Source organism: Nonomuraea sp. B19D2 (assembly GCF_040137845.1).
Classification (GTDB): Bacteria; Actinomycetota; Actinomycetes; order Streptosporangiales; family Streptosporangiaceae; genus Nonomuraea.
Genome location: NZ_JBEFAK010000053.1, coordinates 24,311 through 43,100, shown reverse-complemented (window position 1 = coordinate 43,100; position 18,790 = coordinate 24,311). Strand labels below are relative to the sequence as shown.

The window sequence follows — 18,790 nt, the reverse complement described above, 5'->3', positions numbered from 1 at the left end:
CGCGGCTGCTCAACCGAAACCGCATGATCATGGCGACCCGTCAGGCTGTGACGCGGGCACTCAGTAGAGCGGACCGCCGTCGGTCGCCTCGTATTGCTTGACCTCGATGTACTTGGGTTTGCCACCTTTCGGGGCCTCAGAATCGGCACCCGATCACACTGGCTCGCCCGCACTGGACGGTCGGCAGGACGCCGCATTCGATGCGAACCGAGGGGTCTTCGCGGTGAGGATCCGCCGGGAAAGCTGAACACCGGGACGTCGGCATCGTCCAGACGGAGCCGGAACGGAATGTCACGCCAAGCCGCTCCCGTCCAGCTCACTAGCGCGACTTTTCGTTCGCACCCGCCGGCCCGTCGTCCGACGGCGACACCCTGGAAGACAGGCCGACGCACGGTTTGGCGGCGCATCGCACAGGTCTTGCGCGGCCGGTCGGAGTTCCCCGGCGAGGTGGTCGACTACGCCGGGGCGCCAGCCCCAGACGCTGGCCGGCACCTGGGGCCGGTACGAGCGGCCGGGCCGGACGATCGAACGACGCTCCCCTGGCGGGCTGCTATCTGTCCGCCGAGCCCGTCTCGAACATGGCGGCGCAGACGATGAGGCCGAGCGAGGCCATGAAGAGCACGAAGGCGGTCAAGCAGCCCAGCAGCATCTCGGCACCGTTGTTGTTGCTCCCATCTGGGATGAACGTACAAGCGAAGCCGACCACGACCAGGGAGCCCGTACGTCCGGCATGAGCCGGTGTGGGGCAACCCCCGACCTCGACCCTGATATAGGACACCGCGGGGTCGAACCCGGACAGTCGCGGATTCGCCGAGATCACGCTCCCGATACTGATGTGTATCGGATATGAAGCACCGCTCGGGTTGACGTCACCGGAGGAAAGGTAACTCTCAGTAATCTCTGCGACGGACCCACCTTTGCGGAAGCGGCTGCCCGACGTCAGGCCAGGGTGTCCGCGTGGCCGTGGCGATCCGGTCTGCATACACCCGGTACGCCGTGCGCCCGGCCGATGTGAGCCGTCCCCGGTGAGAGCGGCGCACTGCTCCAGCATGGTGTGGTGGGGTGTCAGCAGGGCGGTGACACGCAGCGAGTAGCCCTGCCCGGGTGGGCGCGGGAGATCTTCTCTATCCCCGCTCTTCCGGCATGGGTCAAGGGTTGTTCGCGGTGCGTGAGCTCGCCGCGAGAGCGCTGCGACTCCCGCCCGGAGATCCGGCGATGCCGGAGGTCAGCCGGATGATCTACGGCGTGCCGGTCATCGACACCGATTACCGGCACCTGCGCTTCGCCGTCACGGTCGGCGTCACGCCAGCCCTTGGTACACGTGACGGCCGCGGTTACGTGTACCAAGGGCTGGCACCGCACGCTCTACTACGCCCCACTGCTGTTGCTGCACGACGCCGCGACACGGGCGATGATGAACTCGGCCGCCCGGGCGATCGGCCGGGCAGACGCAGCACATGACCGCTGGTAAGAACTCGCCGACGGCCGGCTCCAAGACGTCCAGATGAGGGCGCGGCACAGGAAGGACTGTGATGCACGACCGCCCAGAGGTACACCAGCCGGCAATCGAGCGGGCGTTCGCCGAGCACCGCAGTCTGCTGCACGCTGTGGCCTACCGGGTGCTCGGCAGCGTCACCGAAGCCGAAGACGTGGTGCAGGACACGTGGTTGCGCTGGAGCCGCGTCGATGTGGCGACCGTTGCGGACGCCGAAGGCTATCTGGTCCGGGTGGCCACCCGGCTGGCGATCGACCGGCTGCGCAGCGCGCGTGTGCGGCGGGAGTCCTATGTGGGATCGTGGCTGCCCGAGCCGATTCTGACTGATCCGGATGCCGCGCAGAACGTGCTGCTCAAGGAGTCGGTGTCGACCGCGATGCTGCTGGTGCTCGAGACGCTCTCCCCGGTGGAACGCGCGGTATTCGTGCTCAGCGAGGCCTTCGGATACGGCCACCACGAGATAGCGCACTTCGTCGGGCGCAAACATGCGACGGTGCGCCAGATAGCGCTCCGCGCCAGGAAGGCGGTGGAGACGCGGCACCGCCGCTATGACACCGATCAGGCGACCAGGCGGCAGGCCACCGAGCGGTTTCTGGCGGCTTGTCTCGGCGGCGACCTGAAGGCCCTGATGGAGGTTTTGGCGCCGGATGTGACCATGGTGAGCGACGGTGGCGGATTCACCCGCGCCCCTCGCACGGCCATCCACGGCCGCGAGCGTGTGGCCCGCGCCGTCTTCATCCTGTCGGCGCACCGGCCGCACGGCTCGCGGGCGCAGGTATTCCAGGTCAACGACGGCCCGGGGATCATCATCCACTCGGGGCGCACACCGGTGCTGGCGGTCACCTTCCACCTGGTGAAGGGGACGATCGAGCTGATCCACGTGGTCAGCAATCCGGAGAAGCTGACCGGCGTCGCGCTGTAACACAGATCACACGCTGATCCGTCACTCCTTGGGCAGCCGTCTCGTCCGTGAGGCGATCAACCAGTCGATCGTTCTCATGGAAAGGGAAAACCTCGATGTTTGCCGTCTATCTCACGATCACGCTCCTTGCTGCGACGCTCAACGGCATGGCAGCCATCGCCAACCTCATCGGCCACGACTACCCGAAGAGCCAGGCGGACACGTTGGGCGTGCCCCGGTCCTGGATGCGCCCGTTGGGGGTGCTGCTGGCCACCGGGGCGCTGGGGTTGCTGGCCGGAATCGCCGTACCCATCCTGGGCACGCTCGCCGCCAGCGGCCTCGTGCTGTACTTCCTCGGCGCGTTCGCAGCACACCTGCGGGCCAGGGACCGCCACTTCGCCCCCTGGACCCTCTTCTTCTGCGCGGCGGTGGCCGCCCTGGCCGTCAACCTGACGTGCCGCTGAGTCTGCCGAGCGGAGGCATGCTTCGACGGCGCCGGCGTAGATCGCCGGGCGATCGACGTTCAGCGGAAGACGGCGGCGCTGCCGGGCATCGTGGTGGTCTCTCTCATGGTCGCCCCCTGCTCGCCAACGCCGATCCGGTGATACTTCCCGCCGACATGATCCCCGCGGTTGTCGCGATGAACGTCCCCCTTCCCGGCGTTCGCAGGTGATCTCGTTTGTGCGCTATTCGTGGGGGCCCTCGGCGTGAGTCTCCTCGGGGCCAGTCATAATCCCGTCATGACGATGGTCCCGAAGACCGGTGTTGACGGCGCCTGTACCGGGGCTAGCGAGGGCGTCGGCGGGTCAGGAGGGGGACCAGGGTCCTGTCGCCGAGGCGGGTCATCGCCGCCAGCGGCTTGACGGCGGCGCCCACCAGCCAGGGAAGGCCCGGCTTGCCGGTGGCCCGGGCGAGGCCGGGGCCGAGCGCGGCCATCATCGCCGTCAGTCCGGGCAGGGGGCGGATCCACATGGTGATCTCCTTGATCAGGCCGTTCTCGCCCACCTCGACCAGGCTCGCCTCGTGGATCTCCTGGCGGCCCAGCCGGGCGGTCGCGGTCAGGGCCCGCCGGCGATCGTCGCCGATGTCGTTCTGGTAGCGCAGCTCGGACAGAACGCCGAACGCGACCGAGAACAGCTCCCGCACCTGCTCCTTGCCCGCGAAACGGGCCGTGGCGCTGAGTGGCGAGCGGAAGACCACGTCGTCGGCGAGCGTGGCGACGAGGGCGTCGACGTCGTGCGCCTCGCCGGCCTCGCGGAAGGCCCTGGCAGGTGAGTCCTGAATGTGAACTGTCATGAGTTCACTTTATCAACCCACTATCCTGGGTGCATGAACAGGTTCGGTGAGATGCACTGCTCCATCGCCCAGGCCGTCGGCGTGGTCGGCGAGTCGTGGACGCCGCTGATCCTGCGCGACCTGTTCCTGGGGCTGCGCAGGTTCGACGATCTGGTGGAGGACCTGGGGATCTCGCGCAACCTGCTGACCCGCCGGCTGGAGCACCTGGTCGCGGCCGGGGTGGTGGAGAAGCGGCCGTACCAGGAGCGTCCGTTGCGTTACGAGTACGTCCTCGCCGAGGCGGGCCGTGACATCGTGCCGGCGCTGCTGACGTTGATGGCCTGGGGGGATCGCTGGTCCACGCCGCCGGGCGGCCCGCCCGCGCTCCTGGTGCACTCCTGCGGCGAGCGCTTCACCCCGGTGGTCACCTGCCCGCACTGCGGCGGGGAGGCCACGGCCGACACGGTGACGGCCGTGGGGGGCCCGGGCGCGGCCCAGGGCCCGGGCACCATGCTCCTCGCGGCCCCCTCCTGACTCAGAGGGACACTGTTGGCGAAGTACATAACATAGAAGCGGCCCCGTGATCACCAAAGCGATCATGGGGCCATTATGGCTACTGGCGGGCTCGTGCCTGGTGACGGCGTCGCCAAGCAGGCCAGTACAGAAGTTCTTTGTTCGAGCGCCGCTACTTTTGGCGGCGGGTTGCCAGCCGCACGACGAGGAACACCACGCCGCCGATCACCAGCAGCTGGATGAGTTCCGGGACGCCTAAGTTCATGGTTCTCCTTGTGTCAGAGGGTGACATGCAGGAAATGTGCGAGGCTCAAGCGGGGTTCCTGGGTCTACACGTCGTCCAGCTGATGCGTATCGTCGGAGGCAGGTCTCCAAGGTGGCCGTCCGCGAGCCCAGCGTTTGACGGGGCATATCGCAACAGATCGCATCACTCGCGCCAGGCTGGTCACCAGAGGTGCACTCCAACATTTCGATTGATCTGCAACCCCAGGATCGAAAACATCTTCTTGTCATGCTGCTGGACGCAGAGCGGCGAAATGCGACGTGCGGGTCGGGGCCAGAGGCGCTCCGGTCAGCCAGGCGTCGATTCTGGTGAGGTTCATCGCAGCGGTGATGAGTATGTGCTGGAGATGGGTCTTGGCGGTCCCGCGATAGCGGGACCGCCGCAGGCCAAGGCCTTTGACACCTTGGGCGATGGTGCCCTCCACGCCTGCCCTGTGGGCATGGCGCCGCTGCCATTCGTCGGTGCTTTGTCGGCCAGATGCACCGCCGGCGTCAGCTCACGCGAGGCCAGCGCCTCCTGAACCAGGCTGGTGGCCTCGTAATCGCTGGCAGGCGACGGCGCCGTGATCACGTTAGTGATCAAATGCGGGGCGTCGGCGTCGCAGGTCTCGGTGAGGTGCACCTTGTAGCCGTCCCAGTGCGAGTCGCGCTTGGTTCCGGCTCGGGCGTCGCCGTCGTAGGGCGAGATCTGGCGGAGCGTGCCTGGCGGCTGCTCATCAGGGGTTCGCCAGCGCAGTTGATCGTCGATGGTGACGTACTGCTGGATCCATACGTGGCGCAGGCCTGCATCGCGGGGATGTCGCGCAGCCAGCCAGGAGCGGCCTGCGAGTACACCGCGCGCAGGATGCCGTTCCCGTCGGCGCCGATCTCGTAGCGCTCGAACCATCCGGGTTCGGCCTGGGCCAGCAGCCAGTCTGGGGCTGCGGCGGCCAGCGCGTTGAGTGCGGCCCGCATCGTTTCATGCACCTGCTCCAGCCGGTTCATCGTGCGCATGGCCATGAGCACGTGGGTGGAGTCGGTTCGCTGCCGACCGCCGGCTCGAAGTAGCCCGGCGGTCACGGCACGCTCCAAGAGCGTGTCCAGCAGGTTCTGTTCAAGCGACCCTGCGATCAAGCGATTCCGGAACTCGCTGAGCACCGAGTAGTCGAAGCCGGCGTCGGTCAGCTCCAACCCGAGCGCATACTTCCAGTCGATCCGCGCTCGCACCGCCTCGGCCGCCTGCCGGTCGGACAGTCCCTCGCCGAACTGCAGGATCGATACCAGCGCCAGCCGAGCGGGGGACAGCGCCGGGCGGCCGTGGCTGGAGAACGCCGCAGCGAAGGTCTCGTCCTCGAACAGGACACCCAACGCATCCCGGATACGGATCGCCAGGCCTTCGGGAAGGCTGCCCGAGCTACGATCAGGGTGGCTGCCGGGATCTGATCTGAACCAGTCGAACGCAGCGACACCCACAACTCCATCTGCGAGCAAGAACGACAACAACGGCCCCATGATCACAGAGGTGATCACGGGGCCGCTTCTGTTTGATCTACTTCGCCAACGGTGTCACTCAGAGGCGGGCGGGGACCTCGTTGCCCGCCGCGCGGATGGCCTTGGGAAGGTTGGTCAGGGCCAGCAGGACGAAGCCGATGACGAAGAAAATGATCATGGAGACGATGGCGATGCGGTAGCTGTTGGTCAGCTGCAGCGCGATCGTGACCGTCAGGGAGCCGATGAACGCCGACCCCTTGTCGCTGATCTGCAGCAGGCTGAAGTACTCCGCCTCCCGCCCCTTCGGGATCACCTGCGAGAACAGCGAGCGCGACAGCGCCTGAGTGCCGCCCAGCACGATCGCGATCGCGAACGCCATCAGGTAGAACTGCAGCTCCTGCCCCTCCGCCACGAACATCGCCGCCACCACGATCGCCGTCCACAGCACCAGGCTCGCCAGGACGGTGCGCTTGGTCCCGAAGCTGCGGGCCAGCCACCCCAGCAGCAGCGCCCCGAAGAACGCCACGAACTGCACCATGAGGATGGCGGTGATCTGCACCGTCTTGTCCAGCTTCAGCGCCTCGGAGGCGAAGGCGGCGCTGTTGCCGATGACCGTCTGCACGCCGTCGTTGTAGACCAGGTACGCCACCAGGAACAGCAGCGTCAGCGGATAGCGGCGCAGCTCGGCCAGGGTGCGGCCGAGCTGGCGGAAGCTGCCGCCGACCGAGCGCAGCGCCGTGCTCTCGTGGACGGGTACGGGCCGGTTGCGCAGCCGCAGCAGCGGGATGATCGTGAAGATCGCCCACCACAGGCCCGCGGACATCATGCTGATGCGCACCGCCATGCCCTCGCCCAGGCCCAGGCTCTCGTGCTGCAGGTAGAGCACGAGATTGAGCGCCAGCAGCAGGCCGCCGCCGAGGTAGCCGATGGCCCAGCCGCGCGAGGACACCCCGTCGCGCTCCTCAGGGGAGGAGATCTGCGGCAGGAACGAGTCGTAGACCACGACCGAAGAGCCGTACGCGAGGTTGGCCAGGATGAACAGCACCCCGCCCAGCATGTAGCGGTCGCCCTCGACGAAGTACAGGCCCATCGTGGCCAGCGCCCCGACGTAGGCGAAGCCGCCGAGCAGCTCCCGCTTGCGGCCGGTGTGATCGGCCAGCGCGCCCACCACGGGCAGCGCGACGATCTGCAGCAGCACCGCGATCGTCAGCGTCAGCCCGAAGAACGCGGCCGGCCTGATGTCGGCGCCCAGCACGTCGACGTACCCCAGGCCCGGGTTGGCGGCGGCCAGCTGGTCGAAGTCGGCCACGCACGTGTCGGAAGCGACCGTCGGGAAGTCCTTGGCGCAGGCCGCGGTCTTGGCGACCGGGATGAGGTACGGGCCGAGGAAGACCGAGATGATCGTGGTGTAGAAGGCGGAGTTGGCCCAGTCGTAGAGGTACCAGCCGCGCTGCTCGCGCCTGCGCGCTGCGGGGGAGTCGTCGAGGGCCGCGGGGGGTGCGGGTAGGGGCATGGCGTCGGATCGCTCCTATCGGCCGGGAGGGGCCGGCCTACGGGCTTGTGGACGGGGATCGGGGTGCTCTGACGCGGCCCGGCTGCCGGGGCGGGGTGCTCGTACGTGGCCAGGCTGCCGGGTCGGGGGTGCTTTTACGCGGCCAGGCTGCCGGGGTGCCACTGGCCGCGGCGCTCCAGCACGCCGCGCAGGGCCGTGACGTTGTCGGTCATGATGCCGTCCACGCCCAGGTCGAGCAGGCGCTCCATGCGGGCGGGGTCGTTGACGGTCCACACGTGCACCTGCATGCCGATGGCGTGCGCCGTACGCACCAGGCGTCGTGTGGCCACGCGCAGGCCGCGGAAGCCCACCGGCACCTGCGCGCAGGGGACGCCGGAGCGTGACAGGCCGGCCAGCAGGCGGCCGTAGCCGGAGGTGGAGGCGGCGGCCCGCAGCGCGGCGACGCCGCGCGGGCCGAGCGCCGAGCACACCTCCCGGCCCAGCGCCGCCCTGGCCAGCACCAGGCGCTCGTCGGAGAAGGAGGTCAGGCAGATCCGGTCATAGGCGTTGGTGCGCCGGACCGCCTCGGCGAGCGGGGCGATGGCGGCCGCCTCCTTGACGTCGATGTTGAACCGGATCTCCGGCCAGGTGCCCAGCAGGTCCTCAAGCAGCGGGATCTCGTGGACCCCGCCGATGCGGGCCTGCCTGACCGCCCGGTAGGGCAGCTCCGAGATGCGGCCCCGGTGGCCGGTCACGCGGTCGAGCGTGTGGTCGTGGAAGGCGACCAGCACGCCGTCGGCGGTGGCGTGCGCGTCGGTCTCCAGGTAGGTGTAGCCGAGCGCGACCGCCCGTTCGAAGGCCGCGACGGAGTTCTCCGCGCTCTCGGCGGCGCCTCCGCGATGGGCGAAGGCCAGCGGGCCCGGATGGTCGAGAAAGGCGAATCGACGGCTCAGCACGTCCTGAGTATGCCTTCCGTGGGTGAACGGTTCGGTTACGGTTCGGGGAGATTCTCCCACTCCTGGCGGCGGGTCTCGGCCAGCGCGATGGCCGCCGCCACCGCCACGTTGAACGAGCCCACCCGCCCCACCTGCGGGATGTAGCAGACGCCGTCCACGGCCTCGAGCAGGGCGGGGGAGCAGCCGTGGTCCTCGCTGCCGACCACCAGGCACACGTCGCGGGCCAGGTCGGCGCGGTGCAGCGGCACGGCCTCCGCGGTCAGCTCGATGGCCAGCACCGCGTAGCCCTCCTCCTTGGCGGCCTTGACCGCGTCGGCGGCCGGGATCGGCTCGTGCCAGTTGACCAGGCGTTCCGTGCCGAGCGCGGTCTTGCCCGCCTTGGGGTTGGTGGGCGGGGTGGCGTTGCCCGCGAGCCAGATCTCGTCCACGCCGAACGCGGCCGCGCTGCGGAAGATGGAGCCGATGTTGAACGGCCCCGTGACCGATTCGATGATCAGGCCGAGGCGGTTTCCGGTGTTCCTGCGCCAGGTGCGGTTGAGCCGCTTGACGTCGGTGGGGCGCAGTTGCCTTCTCATCGGGTCACCTTCAGGATGCGGTAGGCGGCCCGGCTGGCCTCGCGCGAGACCTGCCAGCCCTGCTCGCCGAGCCAGCGCTGCAGGGAGTCCGAGCCGAGGTGTTTCTGGACGACCAGGTAGGCCACGCCGTCGGGGGTGAGCCTCGTCAGCCACCTGGTGAGCATCTCGTGCAGAGCCTGCTTCCCTATTCGGATCGCAGGATTAGACCAGATTGCCCGAAATTTCACATCATCTGGCACTTCATCGACATGCACTGACCTTACTTTGTAAAGGCGGGCGGCTTCGGCGTTCCGAGCGGTCAGCTCCAGGCTGCGCCGGTTCACATCGACGGCCCACACCGTCGCCTCGGGCGCCCGCGAGGCCATGGTCAGCGCGATCGGACCGTACCCGCAGCCCAGGTCGAGCAGGTCGCCCGCCTGCGGAGGCGGCGGAACGGTCTCCAGCAGGATGCGCGTGCCCACGTCGACCCGCTCCGGCGAGAAGACGCCGCTGTCGGTCTCCAGCCGCAGGTGCAGATCGGGCAGGACCAGGTCGACGGATCCCGGTCTGCTCGCGGTCTTCGGCTGCTCGGAGAAGTAGTGGGCCACATCGCAAAACGTTACCGGACCGTCCCGTGACCTCAGCCCACGCGGGCGTCCCCGGCGCCCGGCTCGCTGCCGGAGCGGGTACGGCGGATGATCGCTAGGGGGTCGTGCCGGCCGCGGTGGAGGGTGCTTTCACGATCGCGACGCCGGCGGGCTCGAGGACGAGCTCGTGGCCGGCGTCGAGAACGTGTCCTGTCAGCAGCTCGGTTCCTGACCTGTCGAGCCGTACGGTCGCCTTGTCCTGACCGTGGTTGAGGAGGAACAGGAAGCGGTGGTCGTCGGTGCGGCGTTCCGCGACCTCGACTCCGGCGGGCGCGGCGTGGACTTTACCGCAAGTACGGCGGATCGCGGCGATGGCCGAGGCGTACGACGTGGCGGTGGCGCCACACTGCCCACTCGGGCCGATCACCCTGGCCGCGAGCCTGCAGATCGACCTGGCGACACCGAATCCAGGAGCAGAGCGTCTGCGATTCTCTGTATTTACCTGAATATTTCCGGCAAATCGGGCGGGCGTGGTCGTGGCGGGCCGTCCCCGTACTCTCCCAGGGCGAGTACGGGGGTGGCTGCGACGCGGTGGAAGCCGGTCCGGTGGTGAGGATCGCGTGCAAGCCCTGTACGTCCCGCTGGTGGGTGGGTCGCCTGGGGTGCTTGGCCCGCCGGACGCTGTCCACTCCCCAGGGGGAATGGGGCGGGCACCGTGCGCCGGTCGGGCACACGGCTGGAGGTCAGCGCATGTTCTGCCGAGTTGTTCGCGGTGCGGGTCGGCCGTTTCGGGGTGGGACGCATCTTGGATCTGTCCCGTGCCTCTGGTCGGGGGTGCAGGTCGGTTCGGGTGCGGCGGGCGCGCCGGGCGGCCCGGGTGGGCCTGCGGGTTCGGCGGGCGCGGGCCACGTTGCCTTCCACGACCTTGGCGATGGTGCGGGCGCCGGTGGCGCGGTGGGTGCGGGTGGCGTTCTGGCCGAGCAGGCCGCGGGCGAGGATGCGTTCGGCCGCGGCCCAGTCCCGATCACAGGACAGCCCGCAGGCCGAGCAGTACGCCCATCTCCAGCCCTGCTCGGTGAGCCGGTCGGGGGCGGGGCAGTGCTGGAGGAGCGAGGTGCCGTCTCCGCAGCGGGGACAATATTTGGAGGTGCCGCGGGCTGGGACGGTGACCACGGCGATGGTGTGCTTGGCCGCCAGGTGCCGGATCGCCTCGGCGATCTGCCCGCGCACCTGCCCGGACAGGCGCGCGTTGGCCCGTCCTCGGCGTCCGCGCGCTTCCAGGGTGGTCAGGTCTTCCAGGTAGATGACCGTCGCCCCGGCCGCGATCGCCTGGTCGACCGCCCAGCGGGCCGCCGACCAGGCCAGGGCACGGTTCAGATTCCGGATGCGGGCGCACAACCGCTCGTGTTCCACACCGATGCTCACGTAGGCCCGCATCAACCCTGGGAAGCGGGGATCGGCGACGGTCACGCCGGCTAGGAGCTTTTCCTGGTGCCGGTGCTTGGCGGCCAGTTGCTCACGCTCGGACCGCAGCCGGTGCAGCTTGGCGCAGACGCCGGTGGCGTCGTAGATGAGTGGCCGGCCATCCGAGATCACCCGGCCGTTGCCGGTCAGACGTGCGGTCACGCCGGTGAGCAGGCTGTTGCAGCCCCAGTCGAACCCCACTCCGACCCTATGGCCGGTGGCGGGCGCGAAGCTGATCGGGATCTGGAACGGCAGGTCGACGCGCACCCGGCCCTTTCTCACCCGCAGGGTGGGGGTACACAGCGCCGCCTCCGGCGGGACGGTCGGTGGCAGGGTGATCGGCAGTAGGTGCCAGGCCCACTCCTTGGCGGAGGCGGGCGATTCCACCAGGGGCAGCCGCACCCGCAGCCGGGTGCCGTGGTCGCCGGTGCGCTGCAGGGCGACCAGTTGCCGGTCGGCGGCGGCCAGCACGATCTGTGCCGCGACGTCCGGGGGCTGCTCCACGTCGGTCAGATCGGCCGGGAACGCCTCATGCTCATCGAGGTAGGCGGCGATCTGCCTGGTCCGGTTGCGGACCTGTGCCGCCGTCACCCCGTCCGGCAGCACAGCGCGCAGCGCCTGCCATTCGGCTTCAGTGCGGGCCCGTGGATTCTGCGGCCAGGTCGCCACGATCGCCTCTACCTGGGCGCGGCGGTGCAGCGCCAGCCGTAAGCTGCGGGCGGCCTGCTCATGGGCGCACCGCATTACCCGGTCGCAGACGTGCACGCCCGGGGCGGGGGTCGTGCCCCAGCCCAGCCGCCGCACAGCCATCCAGCCCTTCGCCGGCAACGCGCGCCCGTCCGGCCCGACCCCACAGGCCAGCACATCCAGATCCACCGCATTCCACCGGGCGACGACCAGATCGGCGGTCAGGTCCCGCGCCAGGCCCGCCAGCCAGGCGACCCGCTGGGCCAGCAGTGACTGAGGGACGACCTGGCCGGTGTTGTCCACGATTGCACCATGGGCGGTGCAGGTCGCGGTCGCAGTGAGTTTACTCATGCACTGCCCCTGGTTTCGAGGCGCGTATCGGCGTGTGCCAACAGTCGTTTGCGTGCCTCGCGGGAGCGGATGCCGTACATGCGACCGGCGAACGTCGCGATCAGGGACATGAAGTCGGCCAGCAGTTCCTCCTTGCCGCCAGCGCTGCCCTTGCCGTGTAGCACCTCCACGCTAATCCCATCGCGGGCCAGCAGCGCGGTGATCCAGGCCACCCCGAACCGTGCCAGCCGGTCTTGATGGGTGACGCGCACCACGGTGAACTTCCCCGCCGTCGCATCGGTCAGCAGTTTGTTCAGGCCAGGGCGGTTCTCCCGCAATCCCGAGGCCCTGTCTTTGTAGACCTTCACGATGCCGGTCTGACTGGTGCGCCGCAGTTCGTCTTCCTGCGCGGCCAGCGAGCTCTCCTGCCCTGCCGTATCCGATACGCGTACGTACGCGACCTCGACCCGCTCCCGGACCGGAGCTGCCGCGACACCAGCGAAGGCGTCCAGGTCCGCTTCTTCGAATCGGCGCTCGGGCTGAGACCTGCCCACCCATACGAACCGAATCTGGCCCTGGTCGGCCCACAGACGCAGCGTCGTCGGGTGCACGCCCAGACGCTTGGCCGCCGCCGCCAACCTCAACAGCGCCATATAGAGATCATAGCAGAACTATAGGCTTTCATAGCGAATACGAAAGTCGTTCACACCCTGGGCATCGAGTACGGCGGCGGCAGCGAGCTGCTCGACTACCTCGTGGACCCGCAGGTGTTCAGGTTCGTGGACGGTCACATCGAACGCCCCAGCGGACCCGGTCTCGGCGTCGACGTCGACGAGGACGCGGTGCGATCCGCCGCAGAGCAGGGCCACGCCTGGCGCCCACCGCTCCTGCGGCACAGCGACGGTTCCTTCGCCGAATGGTGACTCACGCACTCCGATGCCGGGTCAGGGGATTCTGGACCCGAACAGCACCGCCGCCCCCGCCACCAGCAGCCCGGCCACGATCGCGGCCACGATGAACCACTGGGTGATCTCCTGGTTGACCAGCTTGTAGCCGAGGGAGGTGCCGATCTGCTCGTAGACCTCGCGCAGCTCGCTGCCGGACTCGGCGGCGTAGGCCCGGCCGCTGGTGCCGTCGGACAGCGACTGCAGGGTCTGCTTGTTGACCGGCACGTTCACCGGCCGGCCGTCGATGTTGACGGTGCCCTCCTGGGTGCCGTACGCGATCGTGGAGACCGGCACGCGGGCCTGCTGGGCCGCGTCGATGGCCTCGTTCACTGACCTGCCCGAGGTGTTGTCGCCGTCGGAGAGCAGCACGATCGCGGCCGGCGGCGGGTCCGTGGCGGCCTGCTGGTCGAACGAGCGCAGCGAGTCGAGCGAGTTGAAGACCGCCTCGCCGATCGCGGTGCCCGGGCGGGTGGTGAGATTGCCGAGGGCGGTGACCACGGCCTGGTGGTCGGTGGTGGGCGAGATGACGACGTTGGCGGAGCGGGCGAAGGACACCACGCCGACGTTGAAGCGGTCGGGCAGCTCCCTGACGAACGCCTGCGCGGCGGCCTTGGCGGCGCTGATGCGGTTGGGCTGGACGTCGTCGGCGTCCATGGACAGCGACACGTCCAGCGCGATCATGATGGTGGCGCGGTCGCGCGGCACGCGTACCTGGTCGGCGGGTTTGGCCGCGCCGACGACCAGGAGCGCCATCATGGCCAGGAACAGCGCCGGTGCGACGTGGCGGCGCCAGCCGGGCCCGGCCGGGGCGACCAGGTTGAGCAGGGCCAGGTTCGTGAAGCGCACGGTGTAACGGCGGCGGGCGAACATCGACGCGATGTACCCGGCCACCAGAAGCCCCACCAGCAGGAACAACCAGAGCCAGCCGGGGGCGAGGAATGTCACAAGGCCTCCTTCGTCGGCCTTGCGACCAACGTGCTGTGTCTGATTGTTCCCTCGCTTCGCTCGGTCACGTGGGTCTCCTGTGTGCGAGGTGGCTCATGCGGCGCTGGCGCAGGACGAACTGCGCCACGTCGAACACCCAGTCCCGGTCGGTGCGCAGCACCAGGTGTGCGATGCCGGCGCGGCGCAGCGCCACGCGGGTGCCCTCACGCTGCAGGGCGGCCGCCTCCGCGTATGCTTGCCGAACTTTGGGTGAAAGATGCACTTCGCGTACGTTCCCGGTCTCGGGGTCGGTGAACGCTACCCGGCCCACGTCGGGCAGCTCAAGCTCGCGCGGGTCGATCACCTCAACGGCCAGCACCTGGTGGCGGGCCGCCAGGCGTCTGATGGGCCGCTCCCAGGGGCGTTCGGCGTCGGGGTCCAGGTCGGGGTGGGCGTCGAGGAAGTCGGAGACGATCAGCCGCACGCCGCGCCGCCTGCGGCTGGCCGACAGCACCTCGATGCCCTCGGCCAGGTCGGGAGGGTCGGGCACGACCCGGCCACGCGGGGCGTCCATGAGCGAGTGCAGCAGCCCGTAGAGGGCGGGGCGGCCGGTCCGGGCGGGCATGCGGTGCACGTACTCGTCGTGCAGCACCAGCGCGCCGAAGCGGTCGCCCATCCTGCTCGACAGGAACCCGATCGCGCCGACGGCCGCCACCACCAGGTCGCGCTTGTCGGTGTCGGCGGTGCCGAAGTCCATGCTGGGCGACAGGTCGGCCAGCGCCCACGTCTCCAGCTCGCGGTCGGCGATCAGGTCGCGTACGTGGGGGACCGTCGTACGGGCGGTGACGTTCCAGTCCATGCGGCGCACGTCGTCCTCGCCGGGCACGTAGACACGGCTGTCGCCGGCCTCGCTGCCCGGTCCCGGCAGCAGCCCCTGGTGGGCGCCGTGCAGCAGCCCGTCCAGCCGCCGGGTGACCGTGAGCTCCAGCCGCCGTAGTGCCTGCTCCGCTGTCGTGCTCAACGGTTCTGGTTCCAGACGACGAGGGGCGGGGGCACGGCGTGCAGGATCTGCCTGACGACCTGTTCGGGATCGACGCCGTCGGCCAGGGCGTCGAAGGTGAGCATCAGCCGGTGCGACATGACGTCCACGGCCACGTCGCGCACGTCGTCGGGCAGCAGGTAGTCGCGGCCGCGCAGCAGGGCCAATGCCCGACCGGCCGCGACCAGGCCCAGGGTGGCCCGCGGGCTGACGCCGATCTCGATGGTCTCGGCGAGGTCGGCCAGGCCGTACTCGGCGGGATTGCGGGTGGACATGACCAGCCGTACCACGTAGTCGGCGACGAGCTGGTGCACCGAGACCTGCTCGGCCGCCTCCTGCAGGCTCAGCAGCCTGTCCGGGTCGAGCACCCGCTCGGGGACCGGCGGGGTGACGCTCATCCGCTGGAGGATCTCCAGCTCCTCGTGCGCGCTGGGATGCGGCACCCGTACCCGGAACAGGAAGCGGTCGCGCTGCACCTCGGGCAGCGGGTAGACGCCCTCGGACTCGATCGGGTTCTGGGTGGCGAGCACGATGAACGGCTTGGGCAGCGGGTGGGTGACGCCGGCGAGGGTGACCTGCCGCTCGGCCATGACCTCCAGCAGCGCGGACTGGACCTTGGCGGGGGCGCGGTTGATCTCGTCGGCCAGCAGGAAGTTGACGAACACGGGGCCGAGCTCGACATCGAACTTCTCGTTGGACGGGTGGTAGACGCGGGTGCCGATGATGTCGCTCGGCACGAGGTCGGGGGTGAACTGGATCCGGGCGAACGTGCCGCCCACGACAGTGGCCAGGGTGGCGGCAGCGAGGGTCTTGGCGACGCCTGGGACTCCTTCGAGCAGGCAGTGCCCGCGGGCCAGCAGGGCCACGATGAGCCTTTCGACCATGTGGTCCTGGCCGACGATGACACGCCGGATCTCGTCGAGACTTTGACGCAGCAGCCCCACGTCGTTTCCGCCTGGCAACTCTTCGGCGACGCTCATGACGCCATTCCACCAAACGCGCCGCAAACGTGCACGACGCCACGTCTGTGCTTTCATGGCAAACGTGGCAAGTCCCCTGCAGTACGGCGATCCGCCCCGGCTGGGTCCATACGTGGTCCAGGCCCGCTTGCACACGGCTCCGGCCGGCTTCGTGTACCTCGGGCAGGGACCCGACGGGCGCGCGGTGTCGCTGGCCGTGCTGACCAGAGGGGCCGCGTTCGACGCGGCGGCGCGCGACAGGTTCGTGACCGCGGTCAAGGAGGCCGGCGGCGAGCGGTCCGGGATGCGCGGCTGGTTCGTACGTTCCGGCCGGTCGCGGGGCGCGGTGCTGGACGGCACGCCCGAGGTGCTCGGCTTCGACGCCGGGCACGCGCCGTGGGTGGCGGTGCCGTACGTGCCGGGCCGGCCGGGGGCGGAACGTTTCCTGGAGCCGGTCATGGTGGGCGGGACGCTCATCGGGCATGCTCATGGGCCCGATTTCGTGCCGTACTGGCTGACCGACCGCGCGCCCGCCCTGCCCGGGCCGGCGCGGCGGCGCAGGCCGCTGACCGAGACCCGCAAGCGGGTGCTGATGGCCGCGCTCGCGCTGGTGCTGCTGGTGCTGCTGGTGACGGCGATCCTGCTGCTGCTCCTGCTGGGCAGGCGCGACAGCGAGCCGCAGCCCAGGCAGCTGCCGCCGACGGTGTTCATACCGACGCCGCCGCCCACGCCGGCGAGCCCCGAGCCGCGGCCCTCGCAGTCCCCGTCCCCGTCGCCGTCGCAGAGCGGGCAGGTCACACCCGGGCAGACGCCCGGCGACGACGCGGGCGAGGGGTCTCCGCTCTTTCATTGATCCGAGCCTCACGTGACGTGATTCCGCGCGGCCCTTCCACTCCCCAAAGCGGCCCCCAGCCCGGGGTTTCAGCCGGGTGAGACGAAACCGGACTCGTAGGCGGCGATCACGGCCTGGGTACGGTCGCGGGCGCCCAGCTTGGCCAGCACGTTGCCGACGTGCGTCTTGACCGTCTCCTGGCTGACGACCAGCTCGGCGGCGATCTCGTTGTTGGACAGGCCCTTGGTCATCAGGCGCAGGACGTCGCCCTCGCGGCCGGTCAGCCGGTCGATCCCGGGCAGTCGCGCCGGGCTCTGGGGGCGGCGCCCGGCCAGCGCCCGGATCGCGGCGGGGAACAGCAACGACTCGCCCGCGGCGACCAGCCTGACGGCCCGCACGAGGTCGTCCGGTCTGGCCCGCTTGAGCAGGAAACCGCTGGCCCCGGCGCGCAGCGCGTCGTAGACGTGGTCGTCGTTCTCGAACGTGGTCACCACGAGCACCTTGGGCGGGTCGTCGAGGGCCAGGAGGCGCTCGGTGGCCTGGATGCCGTCGAGTGCGGGCATGCGTACGTCCATGAGGACGACGTCGGGCCGTTCGCGGCGCACCACGGGCACGACGGCGGCGCCGTCGGCGGCCTCGCCGACCACGGTCAGGTCCGGCTCGGCGTCGATGATGATCCGCAGGCCGGCACGGATGAGGTCCTCGTCGTCGGCGATCACGACTTTGAGCGTCATGGGCTCGACCGTAGCGGCAGGCGTACCGAGACCCTCCATCCGGCCTCGGTAGGCCCCGCCTCCAGCTCGCCGCGGAGTAGCCGGACGCGCTCACGCATGCCGGTCACGCCCCTGCCTCCGGAGCGGGCGCCGTTCCCGCCCCGGGGGTTGGTGACCTCGAGCCGCAGGTCGTCGCCCTGTACGGCGGCGGTCAGGTGTACGGGGCCGCGGCCGTGCTTGATGGCGTTGGTGAGCGCCTCCTGGACGATGCGGTAGGCCTCCCGGGAGACCACGGCGGGCACGGCGGACAGGTCGCCCACCTCCTGCCGCACCTGCGCACCCGAGGCGGCCACCAGCTCGTCCAGATCGGCCAGCGTGGCCTGCGGCGCAATCTGGCCGCCCCGATCGGGCGCGCTCCGCTCGGCTGGATCGCAGCCCTCCCGCCCTTCGGCTGAGGCTCCTGTCGGCAGGGAACGCAGGACGGCGCCCCCGGGGGCGTAGCGGCCCTGGGACTCGGTGGCCGGCTCTTCCTCTCGTAGCAGGCCCAGGACGTGGTCGAGGTCCTCCAGGGCGGCGCGGGCCGACTGTTCGATGGCGGCCAGGGCGGTCCTCGCCGTCCGGGGGTCGCGGTCGAGGACCCGGCCCGCGGCCGCGGCCTGCAGGGTGACGACGCTCAGCGCGTGGCCGACCGAGTCGTGCAACTCGCGGGCCAGCCGGTTGCGCTCGGCGAGCGTACGGGCGTGCTCCTCGGCGGCGGCAAGGCGCTCGGCCGGGGTGGGGCCGAGCAGGACGGGAGCCAGCCTGGCCAGGAGCTCGCCCGTGCCCGCCGCCACCGCGACCAGCGCCGCGAGCAGCGCCAGCCCGCCCGCCACCCACGGCACGGTCGGCCATCCCGGCTCGACCGCGACCCCGAGGACGGGCGTCGCCCGCCCGGCGACCGGCAGCGCGAGCGTGACCAGCGTGAACGGCACGATCGCCAGCGTGCAGCCGCTGACCAGGCCGCCGATCGCCAGGTGCAGGGTGAACCAGGCGGCGGTGCGGCGGCGCTCCTGCCAGGAGCGGCCCGCCTGCCTGGGCGGGGTCTCGACGTGCGCCCCGAGCAGGCCCTGCGCCGCGTTCACCTCGAGCCCGCGAACGGGCAGGAACAGCCCGGTCACGGCCACCACCGGCAACACCGCCACGAACACCCCGATCTGGACGGGCAGCAGCAGGTTGGCGTTCTGTCCCTGCCACTGGGCCGAGACCAGGACCCCGACCATCATGTACGGCATCAGCAGCGCGCCGCCCAGGATGAGGCACGCCCACCGGCGGGGCAGTTTCCTTCTCACATCCGCGATTGTATGTCGATGGTTATTCGCTCTGGGTGGAAT

21 protein-coding genes and 1 pseudogene are annotated in these 18,790 nt (G+C 69.9%); 6 read left to right on the top strand and 16 right to left on the bottom strand.

The annotated features are described in order from the left end of the window. Positions 1 to 550: 550 nt before the first annotated feature. The gene (locus ABN273_RS50355; protein ID WP_349456797.1) at positions 551 to 820 is read right to left on the bottom strand and encodes a hypothetical protein; all 270 of its coding nucleotides are present in this window, start codon (positions 818 to 820) and stop codon (positions 551 to 553) included. Between the two features lie 395 nt (positions 821 to 1,215). Between ABN273_RS50355 and ABN273_RS50350 the strand changes: the two genes are divergently transcribed. The 3 genes from ABN273_RS50350 (at position 1,216) to ABN273_RS50340 (ending at position 2,860) form a co-directional block, all read left to right on the top strand. After that, positions 1,216 to 1,461, top strand: coding sequence for a hypothetical protein (locus tag ABN273_RS50350; RefSeq protein WP_349456796.1), 246 nt, complete (start codon positions 1,216 to 1,218; stop codon positions 1,459 to 1,461). Between the two features lie 71 nt (positions 1,462 to 1,532). After that, positions 1,533 to 2,417 (top strand): RNA polymerase sigma-70 factor, encoded by an 885-nt coding sequence (locus tag ABN273_RS50345; RefSeq protein ID WP_349456823.1) that lies wholly within the window; start codon positions 1,533 to 1,535, stop codon positions 2,415 to 2,417. Positions 2,418 to 2,512: 95 nt separating this feature from the next. Continuing rightward, positions 2,513 to 2,860, top strand: coding sequence for a DoxX family protein (locus ABN273_RS50340; protein ID WP_349456795.1), 348 nt, complete (start codon positions 2,513 to 2,515; stop codon positions 2,858 to 2,860). Between the two features lie 322 nt (positions 2,861 to 3,182). On the opposite strand, the gene ABN273_RS50335 is transcribed toward ABN273_RS50340, so the two are convergent. After that, positions 3,183 to 3,692, bottom strand: a complete 510-nt coding sequence (locus tag ABN273_RS50335) for a nuclear transport factor 2 family protein (RefSeq protein ID WP_349456794.1) — start codon at positions 3,690 to 3,692, stop codon at positions 3,183 to 3,185. A gap of 33 nt (positions 3,693 to 3,725) precedes the next feature. Here ABN273_RS50335 and ABN273_RS50330 point away from each other — a divergent pair, with 33 nt between their 5' ends. Beyond that, positions 3,726 to 4,205 carry a winged helix-turn-helix transcriptional regulator gene (locus ABN273_RS50330; protein ID WP_349456792.1) on the top strand — a complete coding sequence of 160 codons (480 nt, stop codon included), beginning with the start codon at positions 3,726 to 3,728 and terminating at the stop codon, positions 4,203 to 4,205. Positions 4,206 to 4,693: 488 nt separating this feature from the next. Here ABN273_RS50330 and ABN273_RS50325 read toward each other — a convergent pair. The 6 genes and pseudogenes from ABN273_RS50325 to ABN273_RS50300 all read right to left on the bottom strand — a co-directional run bounded on the left by ABN273_RS50325 (position 4,694) and on the right by ABN273_RS50300 (position 9,952). Further along, positions 4,694 to 5,914, bottom strand: a pseudogene (locus ABN273_RS50325) (transposase). A gap of 101 nt (positions 5,915 to 6,015) precedes the next feature. After that, complete coding sequence (locus ABN273_RS50320) at positions 6,016 to 7,449, bottom strand: MFS transporter (protein ID WP_349456791.1); 1,434 nt, start codon at positions 7,447 to 7,449, stop codon at positions 6,016 to 6,018. A 134-nt stretch (positions 7,450 to 7,583) separates the two neighbouring features. Further along, on the bottom strand, positions 7,584 to 8,381 hold the full coding sequence (locus tag ABN273_RS50315; protein ID WP_349456822.1) for a glycerophosphodiester phosphodiesterase family protein: 798 nt from the start codon (positions 8,379 to 8,381) through the stop codon (positions 7,584 to 7,586). A 38-nt stretch (positions 8,382 to 8,419) separates the two neighbouring features. Beyond that, positions 8,420 to 8,959, bottom strand: coding sequence for a TrmH family RNA methyltransferase (locus tag ABN273_RS50310; RefSeq protein WP_349456790.1), 540 nt, complete (start codon positions 8,957 to 8,959; stop codon positions 8,420 to 8,422). Next, positions 8,956 to 9,546, bottom strand: coding sequence for a class I SAM-dependent methyltransferase (locus tag ABN273_RS50305; RefSeq protein WP_349456789.1), 591 nt, complete (start codon positions 9,544 to 9,546; stop codon positions 8,956 to 8,958). The genes ABN273_RS50310 and ABN273_RS50305 overlap by 4 nt, the downstream gene beginning before the upstream one ends. Before the next feature lie 94 nt (positions 9,547 to 9,640). Further along, on the bottom strand, positions 9,641 to 9,952 hold the full coding sequence (locus ABN273_RS50300; protein ID WP_502911282.1) for a Beta-galactosidase C-terminal domain: 312 nt from the start codon (positions 9,950 to 9,952) through the stop codon (positions 9,641 to 9,643). On the opposite strand from ABN273_RS50300, the gene ABN273_RS60000 reads away from it, so the two are divergent. Continuing rightward, complete coding sequence (locus ABN273_RS60000; RefSeq protein ID WP_502911279.1) at positions 9,897 to 10,031, top strand: enolase C-terminal domain-like protein; 135 nt, start codon at positions 9,897 to 9,899, stop codon at positions 10,029 to 10,031. The two genes, ABN273_RS50300 and ABN273_RS60000, sit on opposite strands and share 56 nt — an antisense overlap. Here the strand turns inward: ABN273_RS60000 and ABN273_RS50290 are convergent. From ABN273_RS50290 to ABN273_RS50265, 6 genes are all read right to left on the bottom strand, one after another. Continuing rightward, positions 10,024 to 12,027 (bottom strand): zinc ribbon domain-containing protein, encoded by a 2,004-nt coding sequence (locus ABN273_RS50290; protein WP_349456788.1) that lies wholly within the window; start codon positions 12,025 to 12,027, stop codon positions 10,024 to 10,026. The genes ABN273_RS60000 and ABN273_RS50290 overlap by 8 nt on opposite strands. After that, complete coding sequence (locus ABN273_RS50285; protein WP_349456787.1) at positions 12,024 to 12,659, bottom strand: IS607 family transposase; 636 nt, start codon at positions 12,657 to 12,659, stop codon at positions 12,024 to 12,026. Before ABN273_RS50285 ends, ABN273_RS50290 begins: the two co-directional genes overlap by 4 nt. 18 nt (positions 12,660 to 12,677) lie before the next feature. Then, complete coding sequence (locus tag ABN273_RS50280; protein ID WP_349456786.1) at positions 12,678 to 12,902, bottom strand: hypothetical protein; 225 nt, start codon at positions 12,900 to 12,902, stop codon at positions 12,678 to 12,680. A gap of 48 nt (positions 12,903 to 12,950) precedes the next feature. Then, positions 12,951 to 13,898: a VWA domain-containing protein gene (locus tag ABN273_RS50275; RefSeq protein ID WP_349456785.1), complete on the bottom strand. Its 948-nt coding sequence runs from the start codon at positions 13,896 to 13,898 to the stop codon at positions 12,951 to 12,953. A gap of 64 nt (positions 13,899 to 13,962) precedes the next feature. After that, positions 13,963 to 14,898 (bottom strand): DUF58 domain-containing protein, encoded by a 936-nt coding sequence (locus ABN273_RS50270; RefSeq protein WP_349456784.1) that lies wholly within the window; start codon positions 14,896 to 14,898, stop codon positions 13,963 to 13,965. After that, the gene (locus tag ABN273_RS50265) at positions 14,895 to 15,896 is read right to left on the bottom strand and encodes an AAA family ATPase (protein ID WP_349456783.1); all 1,002 of its coding nucleotides are present in this window, start codon (positions 15,894 to 15,896) and stop codon (positions 14,895 to 14,897) included. The genes ABN273_RS50270 and ABN273_RS50265 overlap by 4 nt, the downstream gene beginning before the upstream one ends. Before the next feature lie 55 nt (positions 15,897 to 15,951). Between ABN273_RS50265 and ABN273_RS50260 the strand changes: the two genes are divergently transcribed. Then, complete coding sequence (locus ABN273_RS50260; RefSeq protein ID WP_349456781.1) at positions 15,952 to 16,728, top strand: hypothetical protein; 777 nt, start codon at positions 15,952 to 15,954, stop codon at positions 16,726 to 16,728. A gap of 68 nt (positions 16,729 to 16,796) precedes the next feature. Here ABN273_RS50260 and ABN273_RS50255 read toward each other — a convergent pair whose 3' ends face one another. Next, positions 16,797 to 17,441, bottom strand: coding sequence for a response regulator transcription factor (locus ABN273_RS50255; RefSeq protein ID WP_349456780.1), 645 nt, complete (start codon positions 17,439 to 17,441; stop codon positions 16,797 to 16,799). Beyond that, entirely contained in the window at positions 17,438 to 18,748 is a 1,311-nt protein-coding gene (locus tag ABN273_RS50250) for a sensor histidine kinase (RefSeq protein ID WP_349456779.1), read from the bottom strand. Before ABN273_RS50250 ends, ABN273_RS50255 begins: the two co-directional genes overlap by 4 nt. Positions 18,749 to 18,790: the final 42 nt, after the last annotated feature.